Below are 15,459 nucleotides of genomic sequence, written 5' to 3' on the forward strand. Positions count from 1 at the left end.
CTGTCTCCTATGTTACATTAGATTTAATTCAACGGGAAGGGATAACTGATGATGATGAACGAACAACATATTCATGGGATTTTCATACCGCTGATTACACCTTTTACGCGTGACTATAAGTTGGACATCGATTCGTACCGGAAGTATGTTACCTATCTTGCAGGCCATGACATCCAGGGTCTGGTCGTTAACGGTACGACAGGAGAGTCGCCAACCGTATCCTGGGATGAAGTAAAGCAAATGGTACAGGTAACGCAGGATGTTCTGAAGAGCATGAACAAAACCGTTCCGATCGTCATTGGCACGGGAACGAACGATACTTATTCAACGGTGCATCGGACGGAAATGGCGGCTGAATTAGGAGCGGATGCAGCCATGGTGGTCACTCCGTATTACAACCGGCCGACGCAGGAAGGAATCTTGGAGCATTTCCGTGTTGTATCTCGTGTAGGCCTGCCTGTGCTTGTATATGAGATTCCTGTTCGCACGGGCAGTCGCATGACAATAGATACAATACGCAAAGTGCTGGACCTGGATGGCGTAATTGGGCTCAAGGACAGCACGGGCGGTCTTGATCTGCTTTTAAAATTGACCCAGTACGAGACTAAGCCTGTCCTCTGCGGAGAGGATGCCTATTTCCATGCCATGCTATGCCAGGGAGCTGCCGGCGGTATGCTTGCATCCGCTCATCTCAATATCCAGAAGTATGTGGATATATACCAACGTTTTGTGGCTGGCGACATGAACGGGTCGCGAGACAGTTTCATGCTACTGGAACCGGTGATCCAGCATGTATTTGCAGAGCCAGCCCCGGCCGCGATCAAGTGGTGGCTTACCCAGCAAGAGATTATTGCCACCGAGCAATTGCGTCTGCCACTTATGCCACTGTCGGGTCAGGTGAAGCAGGGTCTCCTGAATTCAATCATATCCTGATAAATCAGCTTATCTCAGACTACCCAATCATAACGTAGAAGAAGCATCTCCTGGACAGGAGATGCTTCAATTCTTATCCGGAACAGGCAACCTTCAGAAAAACGAATTTAAGAAGATACTCTCTATGGTAGAACGCTGTATCGGTGTTTTCATCCTAATGAGGTCGCAATCTGAAAAGCATACAAGCAATAGCTAGATGGTCGTTAGTAAATCCAGTTGCAGCATTAAGGGAATTCTTTATGTAAACGAAATTATTGCAAAAAGAAGGCTGCCGGTGAATTTCACCGACAGTCCTTCTCTTCCAAGCAGTATACTCCTCACTCCTATTCGCTGGACAGCTCCTTGAGCGATTTGACTTTACCATGGGGATGCTGTTCTTGCTTTCGTGACTTCCAGGCTGCTTCTTTCCTTTTCTTCTGGTGAGCCATAACAGATATCCTCCTTTGGAAATTGTGATGTATACTACTTTCTTAAGTTGTCATTTCTCAGCTCTGTTCATTCATAAAACTAAATTCGTTGGATTTTTGTAATAATTCAGGGGTTCCAAACCGTTTCAAAGGAATAGCTGGGAGCATGGCTTCATGTATTCTGGGTTTACTGGAGATTGCATTAATTGAGCAAACGGAGCTAACTCAAGCGCTGCGCTGGGAACAATTTTAAAAAAACAGCCGATTTCTCCTTAACATACTAGAAATCGGCCCTTTGCCTTCCGAAAAGAGGATTTAGTACATATAATACAACACAAATAATCAGAAATATCGGTGATGCGCCCGAAAGATTGGAAGGTGTGTAAGAAGAATACTTATCGGCTGAACCGCTAGTTTCCGAGAAATATTTATGTAAGTGATATAAAAAATATTATTATGTTCATACATTAGCTGTTATTGTAACTTCCTAAAGGACATGTTTTTTAAGAGACTATGAAGAACTTGCATTCTTCATAGTCCTGTTTAACGAACTAATGATCAATTATTCAGCAAATGATGCAAGTGAACTGCCTTCCCACATTTCCCCCTTATTCAGTGTCCAACCATCATTATAAAGATTGTAGGCACCTTTATTAGCTGCGGGGCTCCATCCCTCATCCCAAGCTAAGAAATAAATGGTTTTCGGATATTTTTCTTTAATGGCATTGATAAATAAAGAATAATCCATACTACCATTGGTTGCCTGCGGACCGACTTCTGTGAAAGCAAAAGGCTTATCAAGAGCTGTTAACTCGTCATATCCTTGAATCGAATAAGGATCTGAGAAATAAGCGTCTAATCCAACAATATCAACATATGAAGATCCAGGGTAAAAGTCTGTCTTAAAGTTTCGGTTGGCGTCTGGTGCGTATACCCATATCAGGTTGTCCAGGCCTCTTGTTTCGGTCATATAATGATAGACTTTTTTATAAAGCTGTTTATATAAAGTGATACGTTCGCTGTCCTCTTGGTTATAATCGGTAAGTCCCCACCAGAACCATTCTCCATTCATTTCGTGAAGAGGTCTGAAAAGAACAGGAACACCCTCATCTTCTAACTGCTGAAGGCCATCGGCAATTTTACTTAACATAGCGTCTAATCGCTGGCCCTCTTCAGTTGATGAGTCTAGGATTCTTTCATACTGACTGTTTGAGATTGGGGTTTTATAATTTCCAGAGTTAAACGCAGGGTTAGCCAGATGCATACTGATCTGAGGTATACCTCCGTTCTTCCAATGAGAGATTAAATCGGTGTTACAACTATAATCGATCGAATCGGCAATATTAGAAGTCTCCATCCATCCTCTTGAATAATCACAGCCATACACGGCAGGGGACTGTCCTGTTGCATTTTCAATTCGATTAGCTTCGGTCATAGAAAATGACGCATTTGTGTACCCGCCGAATGCTCCTGACACTACGCGATTTTCCGATGACAGATTAGCGAGCCAGTTCATCACTTCCTTGGTTGTGGCTTGTCCATTAGGATTCACCGTATGTGCAGATGCTGTCTGTGAGAAAGTCGAAGCGATTAACAGAGTATGTAAGAAGTAAATCATTCCATATTTTTTGTGCATAACAAAACCTCCATTTTTTAATTCTCGTTTTCATAATTAACAGAATCCCCAATATTTTTATGTACCACCTCCTCTCTAAAGGAACGGCTGGTCGATTTTTACCATCGTATTCAATTAATTGATTTCACTGTTGATATTTCTCCCTATGACACTTCTGATTGAAAGCTACATTATTTTTCATTCTAGCGAGTTGATACTAGTTCCTTATAAAATTTGACTTTTACAAATAAAAGCACCTCAATTATATCGACCTCAAATGAATAGATTAAAATAGTTCTAAAAGAGCAAAAAAATAATTCTTATAACAACTAGAATTCAACTTCATAAAGAATATTAGAGCTAAGAATATGCTTAAAGTAATATTTTCCTTTTCATTCTTATGTAAATATTTTTTTTCAAATTATTGTTATTATGGTGCTATATAGAAGACTGTATGCCCGCACATTTGACACGCCATGTTATAAAAAGCAAAACAAATAAATAGCGGCTAACCAACGTCTATCAAAATAAGTTGATTACATCTGAAGGCTTAGCGTAGATGTTCGCAAAACAAAAAAGCCGCCAAAATGGCGACTTCTTATGCGTATATGTTGTTGTCTCTCCTTGCAGTGCTGAAGTCTGCACCTGTGTTCCATCAACTTATTGTTCCTGGTTAGCTTTTATTCTTCTACTTCAACAATGATGTTAACCATAGATGCATCGTGATTTTTAATGCGAAGTGGTGCTGTGAAAGCAGATAAGAGCTTTTTACCAATTAATGGTGCAGGGTTTATGTCTTCGTAAATGAGCATTGTCGGCTCTTCATATTTTTCATGGTCTAAGAAGGCATGGTGAACAAAATAGCCGTTTTTTTGGGCTTCTTCCAGATTTTCAATGCTCATGGTATCAATGGCCACAGCTTTGCAGTTCGGCAAATTTTTACGGATGAATTCCGCTGCTTTGGGAGAGACGGCTGGGAAATTATTAGCGTATTTCTCAAAATCCGTATCTCGGTGTTTCCAATAGCTTGTATTAAAGATGAGAATATCCGCTTCATGCAGCTCTTCATATTCCTGAAGCTTTTCAATGGTAATAAAGCCGTTCGGATCAAGAGGACAATCAATTAATAGCGGTTTTCGATAGATGAATTCTTCAATCGGAACAGCATCTATTCCCTTACCGTTATTTAAATGATGCCACGGTGCATCGACATGGGTGCCGACATGAAGATACATACTTAACACACTTCCATTCCAGGCATCCCCTTTGTCCAAACGTTCTCTAGGCTCTAACTTCACTTCTGGCAATCCTGGATAAACAGGCATTCCTTCATATATTGGGTAACCGATTTCAACGTATTTTGACATACTAAGACGCTCCTGTAATTTAGTTTTAAGAATCCATTATAGGGGATATTCGCCTAATGTGTAGCTTCCGAAAAGTATAAGCGGAGTACAAACAGACAAACTGATAAAAAGACCATATCCCTACAGGTCAACTCCCTCATTTTAATTTATATTTTATATTCAATCGCCCTATCTTTCCTGAAATCATACGACCACTTCTCCTTGATTGATTGCCTTTTAAGAAAGATAATATAAAAATAATAACCGATTATCCTAAGATATTAAATATCATAATCCCAAATATATAATGTCAACATCACTTAATCATAAAAATACACCCTCGCAAACATAAAGTGCGTGAGTGTATTTTTATGATTAAGCAGATCATTGTTCTATTATAATCCGTGTATGAACTTACTTATTTAAAATAGGTATCTCTCCAAGCAGATTCTTTAAGTTAATAGAATCCCATGGCATATGCTCCGTTATACCTAATCCAACTACATCTGTTTCTTCAGATAGTTCTTTAATCAGATTAAGTAGCTGAGGCATTTGCATTGTTCCCGCAGGAGAAAAATTATAAGGTGCTTCAGGGTTGGCGAATAATAAAGAGCGAAATGCTTTTGGGTCAAGCACATCTAAATCAAGGTGAATAGCTAGGTGCTTAATGCCACTTTCTTTAATCCATTCTCTTATAGATTCAGTACTATCCGTTAACTCTTTGGTTCCTGCAGTTTTAATTCCTAGTCTTTGAATCATTTCTGTGTCTGATTCTACAGGAGCTATATCTAGTCTTTGAAACGCTTCTGAAATGACTTCTGTTTCTTGTTCTGTAGGAGCCGCTAATCCCGCGATAAAGACATTTTCAGGTTTTAGTGGGATTTTCACATGTTTTGCGAACTCCTCATCTCCTTCTCCCAAAAGATTTCCGAGCGGTAATGTATGACCATTATCATAGCCCACATATCTAACTAAATCACTGTGAGCATCGATCCAAATTAAACCTAATTCCCCACCGTATCGTTCGTTCAAATAGGCAAATGGTGCTTGTTCCACTAAGCAGTCACCACCAAACATTACAATGCGATCTGGCTTATGAGCATCAATGATATGCTGAGCAGCCTCTAACTGTTCAAGTAGCTGTTTTCTCCCATTCATACCGTTTTCGTTTTCAAGCGGAGTACCCTTATAAGCTTGAACTGGAACATGAATAAGGGGTTGTTCATTATCCGGAGCTAGCCAAGCAAGCAGTTCGGCTCCAAAAGAGTAATTAGGATTGTTTCCCCCTTGCCATTGTGGCATTAACAGGCGTATTGTTTTTTTAGTCATGTTTTTCTCTCCTTTACTTCAAAAGTAAGGTTAGTATAAACTGAACACAAATAAAAACGTAGTACGCACTATTTTGATAGGTACTACCCGAAAGGATAGTGTAAACATGAGTATGACTGAATTTAAAGGTAAAGTTAAAAATATTCAAGATACACCTTTTGGTTATACAGTTTCATTGATTGGTGGTAAATGGAAAATGGTTATTATTTATCTCCTAGCCGAAAACCGAACAGTTCGCTTTAATGATCTGAAAAGACAGATAGGGGCTATTACTTATAAAACATTGAGTTCACAACTAAAAGAATTGGAAGCGGATGGTCTGGTGAATCGAAAAGAATATCCACAAGTCCCCCCTAAAGTCGAGTACAGTCTCACAGATAAAGCAGAAACGCTATTACCTGTTTTGGAAGGGTTATGTGAGTGGGGAACAAAAAACCAAAATAATTAAATCCAGTTTTCTACTAAAAATCCTGTGTGCGAAAAGTTGTCCTGTTTTCCAACACTGCTATCCCAAGTTAAACTTTATGGTTAACAGCGGTGACACTTTGTTTATTTAGCTCTAAATGCTGAAGATGCCGTATTCATATACTTCCTCTTATTCTCCAACCGAAGAGGAAAGGCGGCCTTCCATAATGGCTCTGATTTGTTCGGTCGGCATCTTCGGTTATCTATCATGCGTCAGCAGAACGTTGATTCCCTGTTCCAACTCCGTCAGCTGTGTGTAACAAAAGTCTTGTACGACAGGTGAATGCAGCAATGACTGGACAACATCATGCAGCCGTTCTAGAAATTTAATTATCTTTTCAAGCCAGATTTATCTCCCGAATCACTTCAAGCGGAACCTTCGGTTCTCGGTCTTCCGTCAACAATCCGTTGACTTCCTGCTGTACATCAGTTACCTGTGTATAGCAATAGCCCGAGAGATAGGGGGTCGCTTTAATTGCTCCGGTGATTGCACGGAAACGTTCGATAAAAGCTTTGACTGAATCCACCTGGTTTCCGTATCCCCAGCCCTTGTCCGTCTGGAAGGCAATGCCGCCGAATTCGCTTATGATAATTGGCTGTCGCCGGTAGGCATACCCTTCTGCAAAGGCATATTTCCAATTGTTAAAGGAGATGCTGTTGTTTACGATGCTTTCCTTGTCCTGATATCGCTCCAAAAACTCTTCGCCCGTCTCCACATAATCATGAAGGGTTAAAATATCCGAGACTGTATGCTCCCATCCGTCATTGGTAATCACCGGACGATACGGATCAATCGTCTTCGTCAGATGATAGATGGTTTGCGTGAACTGCTGCTGCCTTACATCATGTCCAATGGTCGATATGCCCCACGATTCATTGAACGGGACCCAAGTTATGATGCTTGGATGATTGTACTGCTGCGGCACGATTTCCAGCCATTCCTTCGTAAAGCGGCTAACCGCCTGATCATTGAACTCAAAGGTCGACGCCATTTCCGACCAGACGAGCATGCCTTTCACATCACACCAATATAAAAAGCGAGGGTCTTCCAACTTCATATGTTTACGAACCCCGTTATATCCCATCGCGGCTATTTTATCGATATCTTCGATAAGAGCTTCTTCAGACGGCGGAGTCAGATGTGTTTCCGGCCAGTAGCCCTGATCCAGAATCAGCCGCTGGTAAAGAGGGCCATTATTCAATAGAACCTGTCCGTTTTCAATCGATATTTTCCGCATGCCAAAATAAGAATACACCCTGTCGCACTGTTTCTCATCCTCATACAGAATAATCTCTACATCGAACAAGTTTGGCGATTCCGGTGACCACAAGCACTGCTTCCATGGACCACCGGCTTCATGAAATACATGGACCTCTACCGTTATCCAGGGCCTGTCGGCAGATAAGCTGACCTTATTCACATGCTGTCCTTTCAGCGTAATCCGTGTCTCTAGGCGTAAATTATCTTTACCCTCGATACCCATGAGCTGAAAGTCAAAGCGGATCATATGACGGTCGATATCCGGTGTTATCTTGACCTCATTGATTCTTACCTCATTCACATATTCAATCCACACACTTTTCCAGATTCCGGTGCTCTGTACATAAAAGCATTCAAAGTTTTGATCCACCCAACGCTGCTTTCCCCGGGGCTGCGTGCAGCTCTGACTATCCTCCACTTTAAGCACGATGCTATTCTCCGAGTCGTAAGTGATATAGGGTGTGATGTCGAAAGAAAACGCAGCATAACCTCCTTCATGCTCACCAGCCATAATTCCGTTCACCCAGCATTTCGCTTTATAATCTACACCCTGAAAATGTAGAATTGTCCTTTTCGCTATTGCCTCCTGCGGGACCTTCACGCTCCTGCAGTACCAGACCACCGGATGGAAGGTTTCGACTCCGATCCCGCTTGCCTTGGTTTCATAAGTAAAAGGTACGAGGATTTTGGTTTCCTTCGGAAAATGATGATACCATTGCTCGCTTTCACCCACTTTGCCGTCGTCGAAGGCGAAATCCCACTCCCCATTCAAATCCAGCCACTCTTTGCGGACAAATTGCGGCCTTGGATAATTTTTGATATAAGCGTTTGTAGTCATACAGTTTCCACCTATCCTTTGATATATATTTAGTCACCTTAGCCTGATGACTTTACAGTGTATTGCTATCATCTGTAGGTCCAATCGTCATCCTTTGCTTCCGCTTCGAAATAAAAACAATAAAATCAATTTGTTACACTATTATTGTATCTTTAGGGGATTATATAGCGATGCATTTTTAATGTCAACGCTTTCAAGTTAATTTTATGTAACTAATAAACTGAATAAGGCTTTAGCTACAGAGAAGCACCTGCAACTAAAGCCTATCCATTTCACCAATATCTCAATCCATGACATAATTCACAGTCATTTTGATATTTTGATCATAATCTCCAAATTGCTTTCCGAACAGGTTGAGCCCACCTTGATGCACCGCATCTGGCTTAATTCCGATCCGCAAACGCAACTTGTGGCTGTTTTGCAGGTTGAGCTGATCCAGTGTAACCGAGGAAACCTTCTCCATATCCAGCGCAGTCTTCTCTTTATCTACTCGCCAGGTCTTGAGCAACCCATACTGGGTAGACCACTCATACCACCAGGTAGGATTCAGCTTGCCGCGCCTGTCTCCAAAATCACCGGGACACGTCCACATGCCAATCTCCACGCCATTAACCCACAAGGAAATATCAGAAGGCCAATTGTTGTCATAGTTTGGTGCTTCAGAACACATTTCCATCGATAGCTCAAGCGATTCTATTCGCGCTCCTGCCGGTATTTCGAGCGGCATTAAATACTCGACATAGCCCTTGCGGAACCATATCATCTGGGCTCCGATATGCTTCGGGTGGAAAAAACTCGCCGGTTCGTCCTCGCGTATGATCATCCCGTCTGCATTGGCCATACCGCACGTCGGTGAAACCTCACAATCGCTATAATGACCGATCGGCATGTCCACTTCGTAGATCTGTACATCCCCTTTGGGTACTGCTTTTTCAAGATTTAGTGCAATATGAATGTCATCATAATTGCGGCTACACATCTTCATCGCGCCGCGTGAGGCAGGCAGCAGCTCTGTATTAATCAGTCTAGCAGCCTCCAGAACCTTGATATTGTTGGCTACCGTAGACACCGGAAGTTGAAGAGCTTCCGCTATTTCTACAATATTAAGGTTTTTAGAAATCAAGAGGCGGAGAATATCAACTCGGGAACGGGTGGATAAAGCATGCGTAACCGTTACCAGCTTGTCTGGATCATCAAAACTAAGCTCAAGCATTGCATCACCCATCTCAATTTACTGTGATTATATTACAATAAGTTTACTTGTATGCCTTGAATGAGTCAATAAACTTGTATTAAATTATTAATTTTGTATTAAATACCGATCGTGTCCGATTTCTCTGGTTCAAGAACCTATAGGAAAGACAGCGATTATTGGGCCGAACCCTGTACACAAAAGCAACACGTTATTCCCTTGCTTTATGCAATAAAAAGCCACTGATCATCGGATTAAGATCAGCGGCTGATGCTCTCTTCATTTTAAACTTTCTTTAATACCCATACTCCAAACGGTTCCAAAGGTACGGTACCAGTAAGCCTGCTACCGGAAAGGAGTTCCTCCGTCTCAACACTCAGTTTAACCTGAGCCGTTTCTCCGCTGTAATTCAGTAGAAATACCAGCTCTTCTTGTACATCCGCACGAATAGCGACTTCTACCGTCGAAGGAGCTTTGCACCACCCGGCAATCGGAGATGTCACCGGCAGCTGTCTTAGGAGCTCAGCCGCTAACGCTAAGTCAAAAGCTGCACCCCAATAGTAGACCAGTCCCTTGCCGACACGGTTGACGGTCAAGGCCGGTTTCCCTTCATAGTAGCTTGATGCGTACTCTGCGAGTACTTCTACCGTATCACCATGAACATTCAATATATCGTTGAAGCCTGGAGCCCAAAAATCAAGAACTTGATCCTTAAATCGCACCGATACAGGTGATGCCGTCCCATTTATCATCGTAAAGTCCTCTACATGAACGCCGCTCATTGCGGCTGCAGGGCCTGGGAGTGGCTGCATGCGGCAGTGACCGAACTCATTCTTATAACCGGTGCGGCAGCCGAAGATCAGGATGCCCCCATCCTCTACATATTTCTGTAACATAGCTGCCGTACTGTCTCGTAGGATCGCCGGATGCGTGTATACCAGCACCTTGTAATTGGCCAGTTCCCGCAGCTGTTCTGATTCCATACCCGGACGTATTGTAACCATATCCGAAGGTATATGTCCATACTGCAGTGCCTTGTACCAGCCGAGCTCACTTTGCTTTGTCAAGGGACCATACCATTTATCCAACTCGCCATCCCACTCGTTATCATAGTCACGAAGTAGAGCAACCTCTGCCACGTAACGTTTGCCAAGAATCCGCCCTCCAACCTTTTGCAGCTCCTTACCGACGCGGCCTGCTTCTGCGACCCGACGATTCGGCTGATTGTGATAATCATTAATTCCATGCCAGTACATTTCCGTACCAAACGTTGCCGTTCTCCAGCGGAAATACAAAATCATGTCTGCCCCGTGAGCAATGCTTTGGTAGGTCCACAATCGCATCTGCCCCGGGCGCGGAGTTGGCATTTCCATCCTGTTCACCCATCCTCCTGGACCGGATTGCTGCTCCATCACGCAGAAATTTGGTGACATCCCTCTGACGTTACTTAAAGAAAGCCCCCACTTGCGATCCAGCAATGGCTTCTCCCCTTGGTCCGGATAAATGGTACTGAATTGAGGGTAAGAATCGTACGAGAAAAAATCAAGTAGTTGTTCCGTCATCCTATGGCTATCCAAATGCCCGAATACACCGTTGGTTGTCACCCACTGATTAGGCGCTACTGACCGAAGTATGTCCACTTGTAGCTTGGCAAACGAAATGGTGTTATCGGATATAAATCGCTTCTCGTCCAAAACCTGATGAGGATTCGTTGACCCGGATACGGTCGGACGAGTTAGATGGACCTGCTTCCAGCTGTCATAAGTTTGATTCCAGAATACAGCACCCCAGGCCTTGTTGAGTTGCTCCAACGTACCGTATTTTGCCTCTAGCCAGCGCCGGAAAGCCTGATGATCTGCCTCGGCATAGAAGACGTTTATCTCGCAGTTCAGTTCATTATCAATTTGCCACCCAATGATGGCCGGATGATCTTTGTAATGTTGTGCCATCTCTCTTGTAATACGTGCGCAAAGCTCCAAATAAACGGGACTGCTGTAGTTATAATGCCGACGCTGACCGTGTTGGAACGTGACCCCTTCCATGGATACGTTCAGCACCTCGGGATACTTATAAGTAACCCATGCCGGTGGCGTAGCTGTTGGTGTGCCCATGATCACTTGAATCCCGTTCGCGTCTGCCTGCTCCAAGAAACGGTCAAACAGCGTGAATTCGAACTTTCCTTCCTCCGGCTCGAAGATCGACCAAGCAAATTCTCCAATCCGAATGATACTGAAGCCCAGTTCCTTCATTCTTATGAGATCGTCCGACCACAACGATTCGTCCCAGTGCTCAGGATAATAACAAGCTCCCAAATGGAAGCGATCTAAAGATAAGGATTTCGGCATGCTCCAATTCTCCTTCAGTAGAAATGATAGTACAAAAATGTGATTCTCTGATAATCGCATCTATTGTAATATAAGAATAAAAGGATTAGAATAACTCGATTTTGCTAATTGAATTACTTTTTTGCTAACTTACTCAAGGAGATGGATACATGATTAAAATAGATTGTTATCTTCCTTCGCCCATTCTAAATAAAGGTATGCTGTTTCCCGAATCGTTAGGGCGTTACAAGAACTTCCCCAATCATGGGGAGCGAAGGAATGCAGGATTACTGAAAGAATACAATTTACATATCATTTTTGCAGGCAAAGGCGTTATTGTGCATGATGGGAAGGAAATCGAGCTTACCCCTGGCATGGGCTTTCTTTTCGGCAAGCATACGACGCAGCAATACCGAACTAAACCCGAGGATCCCTGGGATGTCCGATGGATTCATTTTGACGGGCAGGATGTAGATTCGCTATTACAAGGTCGAAGCATGCACGAACCATATCTGTTCTCGCTCCACCGGCCAGAACGTTTGAAACCGCTGATGGAAGAAATGTTGCAACTTGCCCAAACTTACCGTCACGACTATGATGTACGGATCTCTTCCCTGCTTTACGAAGTCCTTCTGGAGGTCGTCCATCATTCCCACCAAATTTTCGGCACCTCTCCCGGCGGCACCGTCCATGAGAGGATTCGTCATACGGCGGAATATATTCGTATGCATTGTCGAAACATGCTCGATTTGAAGACAATGGCTGCGACGTCAGGTTATAGCTCCTTTCATTTTAGCCGACTCTTCCATCAGATCATGGGTAGTACTCCAGCTCAATATTTGCTCCAATGCCGAATAACGCTGGCCAAACATTTCCTTGTATCCACGGCACTCACTGTAAAGCAGATTGCACTGGAAACCGGCTTTCATCAAAGCAGCTATTTTATCAAGAGGTTTCGAGAGCATACAGGCATCACGCCGGAGCAGTTTCGCCAGCTGAGAAGGATGGGTTAGTACAAACCAAAACTCCTTCAATAGCTATGCGTGTGTGTATGGCAGCGTACAAATCGAAATTACAAATTTTGCAGTTGAATACAAGAATAAGCGGCCGCTTAGGACGTTTTGTTAACATGTCCTACGCTACCGCTTCTGTTAATGTTTTTTATTTCGCTTATATTTGGGATTAATTTGTCTGTTTGGATATCGCTTCGAAATATTCTACAACTACCTCACGGAATTCCAGAGCAGCCCGCGAAATATACCGACTCCTGTGCCATAATAAAGCAATCTCCCGTACCAGCTCGTGATTTCCTACTTGGAGATATTTAAGATGTTCCCGTGAATTCCTTGCCGTGCTTGGTATGAAGGCTATGCCAATTTCAGCTTCCACAAGAGTACTAAGCCTTGCAGGTTCATCCCCCTCATACACATATTTAGGTACAAATCCTTCCGATTTGCATACAGAGTCCACTAAATCGCGAGTACCGTAGCCTCTCTTTACACCGACAAACCATTCATCCCTTAGATCTGTCAACGTTACACTGCTTCGATCTGCCAGCCGATGCCCCTTTGGAACAGCTACAAGGATTGGATCGATAAACACGATTTGGCATTCGATGTCATCTCCCTCTATTGGAGGTGAGGACAAGCAAAAATCGACCTCGCCTCTATGAAGAAGCGTTACCATTTCCTGCGTGGTCAGCATTTGCACATGAAATTGAATATAGGGTCGCTTTTTTCGAAACTCTCGAAGGATATTGGGTAATGTGCTAGCGGTGGTCACCGCCAATTCGAGAGTGCCATGATCCGGGCTGGATAAATCACTAAGCTCCTGCTTCCCCTGCTCCAATTCAAATAAAGCCCTCTCTGCACGGTGAAGGAATCTGCTTCCGAACTCATTCAATCGCAGTTTCCTCCCTGTTCGATCGAATAGAGGAACCCCCAGATCTTCCTCCAGGCGCTGAATCGTTTTGCTCAGCGACGATTGAGTAACGTGCAGACTTCGTGCAGCTTCGGTCACATGTTCCAAACGAGCTACCGTCAGAAAATATTGCAGTTGAAGAAGTTCCATTATGATCCTCCATTCATTCCCCCAAGTCAATGAGATTATAACATCAAATGCGTTGGAATAAATAATCGATTTCAAGTACGATGACATTAATTCGCTATGGGGGGACCAGAAATGAGCGTTCGCAGCTGGTGGTTAATGATTTCAGTTGGTCTAGGGATACTATTGAACCCATTAAATTCTTCGATGGTTTCTGTTGCTATTCCAAGTCTGCAAAATGTGTTCCAGCTTGACTTTACAGGTGTTTCCTGGATTATTTTTTCTTTCTACATTGCAAGTAGCATCGCTCAACCTGTCATGGGAAAAGCCAGCGATTTATTTGGTCGTAGAAAGATATTTCTTACAGGGCTTGTTGTAGCCTTCATTGCATCATTATTGGCTCCATTATCACCAAATTTCGGGTGGCTCATCGTGTTCCGCATTGTGCAATCCATCGGAACAAGCATGATGGTTGGGGTTGGAATGGCTATTGTTCGAATTCATATTACAGAGAAACAAGCAACTGCGCTGTCTGTTTTGTCCATATTCCTATCTGGAGCAGCAGCAATTGGCCCCTTTATTGGCGGGGTCTTGATTCATTGGTGGAATTGGCCTGCTATATTTATCATCAATATTCCGTTTGTGGTGGCCAGCTTTGTATTGGCTTGGAGGAATATTCCTAAGGATGAACTGCCAACATACGTAGCACGCAACATGTCCTTTCGTAAATGGTTTGAATTGATTGATGCATCAGGGATTCTACTCTTCACAGTGGCTTTGGTTACCCTGCTCGTCGGATTACTCTCAGCAAAATCATTTGGACATATCTCATTAGCAAATGTCATTGTCGGGCTGATAGGTCTCGTTGCGCTGGGGATATTCGTACGACATGAGTTAAAAGCGACATCACCCTTTATTCCTTTACGTACATTCGCCAAGTACCCTGCAATGACTTGGGTGAATGTTGAATTCATACTCGTTAATGTACTATATTACTCGCTCTTTTTCGGGCTTCCGTCCTACTTGCAAATGGTACGTCATGTCAGCGAGTTCCAAACAGGCATTCTCATGCTAAGCTTAGGCTTGTGCTCGCTAATTACTTCTCCAATTGCAGGACAATGGATCGATAAGTCAGGACCCAGACCCGCATTGTTAGCTTCCGCAATTCTGATGACATTAGGGTCAGTGTGGCTCGTGACATTGAATCCAACTTCACCGGTTATCAGCGTGTGTTTGGCTTTAGCTGCATTCGGAATTAGCAACGGTTTGAACAATGTAGGTATGCAAGCAGCCCTGTTCCAAAGTTCTCCAAAAGAAATAATCGGTGTAGCATCCGGATTATTTAACACATCCAGATATCTGGGAACCATTATCTCTTCATTATTGATAGCTATCGTAATGGGAGGTACGTTTAGCTTCAAGGGGTTTCAAATGCTTGGGATTATCCTCACGGTAATTGCATTGTCTTTGGTATTCATGAGTCGGCGTCACCGGGAGTCAGCGCAATTGCATGAGTCGTAGGTTCACTAAGTTCATATCTCAAACCAGCGCGCGGCACCAATCATCATGCATCAAATGTCATTTATTTGGCGTAAAGATCTACTACAACAAGTTTTAATTCAGCGACATTGCTACATAAAACTTCGCTACATTCAAACCACAAAAGCCGTAAATCTCCAGGGTTATTGGAGACTTGCGGCTTT

General features: G+C 43.2%; 12 protein-coding genes. 4 read left to right on the forward strand and 8 right to left on the reverse strand.

Annotated elements, in window-relative coordinates; genetic code table 11:
• Positions 1–51 precede the first annotated feature (51 nt).
• Complete coding sequence (gene dapA / locus ACQW03_RS24955) at positions 52–933, forward strand: 4-hydroxy-tetrahydrodipicolinate synthase (RefSeq protein ID WP_220031471.1); 882 nt, start codon at positions 52–54, stop codon at positions 931–933.
• A 323-nt stretch (positions 934–1,256) separates the two neighbouring features.
• On the opposite strand, the gene ACQW03_RS24960 is transcribed toward dapA, so the two are convergent.
• From ACQW03_RS24960 to ACQW03_RS24975, 4 genes are all read right to left on the reverse strand, one after another.
• The gene (locus tag ACQW03_RS24960) at positions 1,257–1,361 is read right to left on the reverse strand and encodes a DUF6254 family protein (protein ID WP_023988604.1); all 105 of its coding nucleotides are present in this window, start codon (positions 1,359–1,361) and stop codon (positions 1,257–1,259) included.
• Between the two features lie 541 nt (positions 1,362–1,902).
• Positions 1,903–2,958: a glycosyl hydrolase gene (locus tag ACQW03_RS24965; protein WP_441952777.1), complete on the reverse strand. Its 1,056-nt coding sequence runs from the start codon at positions 2,956–2,958 to the stop codon at positions 1,903–1,905.
• Positions 2,959–3,635: 677 nt separating this feature from the next.
• Complete coding sequence (locus ACQW03_RS24970) at positions 3,636–4,322, reverse strand: cyclase family protein (protein ID WP_220031374.1); 687 nt, start codon at positions 4,320–4,322, stop codon at positions 3,636–3,638.
• 393 nt (positions 4,323–4,715) lie between these two features.
• Positions 4,716–5,630 carry an arginase family protein gene (locus ACQW03_RS24975; protein ID WP_076294732.1) on the reverse strand — a complete coding sequence of 305 codons (915 nt, stop codon included), beginning with the start codon at positions 5,628–5,630 and terminating at the stop codon, positions 4,716–4,718.
• Between the two features lie 106 nt (positions 5,631–5,736).
• Between ACQW03_RS24975 and ACQW03_RS24980 the strand changes: the two genes are divergently transcribed.
• Positions 5,737–6,078, forward strand: coding sequence for a winged helix-turn-helix transcriptional regulator (locus ACQW03_RS24980; RefSeq protein ID WP_076294731.1), 342 nt, complete (start codon positions 5,737–5,739; stop codon positions 6,076–6,078).
• 355 nt (positions 6,079–6,433) lie between these two features.
• Here the strand turns inward: ACQW03_RS24980 and ACQW03_RS24985 are convergent, their stop codons facing one another.
• From ACQW03_RS24985 to ACQW03_RS24995, 3 genes are all read right to left on the reverse strand, one after another.
• On the reverse strand, positions 6,434–8,194 hold the full coding sequence (locus tag ACQW03_RS24985; protein ID WP_441952530.1) for a glycoside hydrolase family 2 protein: 1,761 nt from the start codon (positions 8,192–8,194) through the stop codon (positions 6,434–6,436).
• Between the two features lie 283 nt (positions 8,195–8,477).
• Positions 8,478–9,407 (reverse strand): ArsR/SmtB family transcription factor, encoded by a 930-nt coding sequence (locus ACQW03_RS24990; protein WP_076294729.1) that lies wholly within the window; start codon positions 9,405–9,407, stop codon positions 8,478–8,480.
• 263 nt (positions 9,408–9,670) lie between these two features.
• Complete coding sequence (locus ACQW03_RS24995; protein WP_441952533.1) at positions 9,671–11,731, reverse strand: beta-galactosidase; 2,061 nt, start codon at positions 11,729–11,731, stop codon at positions 9,671–9,673.
• A gap of 149 nt (positions 11,732–11,880) precedes the next feature.
• On the opposite strand from ACQW03_RS24995, the gene ACQW03_RS25000 reads away from it, so the two are divergent.
• Entirely contained in the window at positions 11,881–12,723 is an 843-nt protein-coding gene (locus ACQW03_RS25000; RefSeq protein ID WP_441952535.1) for an AraC family transcriptional regulator, read from the forward strand.
• Between the two features lie 169 nt (positions 12,724–12,892).
• Here ACQW03_RS25000 and ACQW03_RS25005 read toward each other — a convergent pair whose 3' ends face one another.
• Positions 12,893–13,780: a LysR family transcriptional regulator gene (locus tag ACQW03_RS25005; RefSeq protein ID WP_441952537.1), complete on the reverse strand. Its 888-nt coding sequence runs from the start codon at positions 13,778–13,780 to the stop codon at positions 12,893–12,895.
• Positions 13,781–13,891: 111 nt separating this feature from the next.
• On the opposite strand from ACQW03_RS25005, the gene ACQW03_RS25010 reads away from it, so the two are divergent.
• Positions 13,892–15,277, forward strand: a complete 1,386-nt coding sequence (locus tag ACQW03_RS25010) for an MFS transporter (RefSeq protein WP_441952539.1) — start codon at positions 13,892–13,894, stop codon at positions 15,275–15,277.
• Positions 15,278–15,459: the final 182 nt, after the last annotated feature.

This window comes from Paenibacillus sp. DRB1-1 (assembly GCF_052119485.1).
GTDB lineage: Bacteria > Bacillota > Bacilli > Paenibacillales > Paenibacillaceae > Paenibacillus > Paenibacillus polymyxa_B.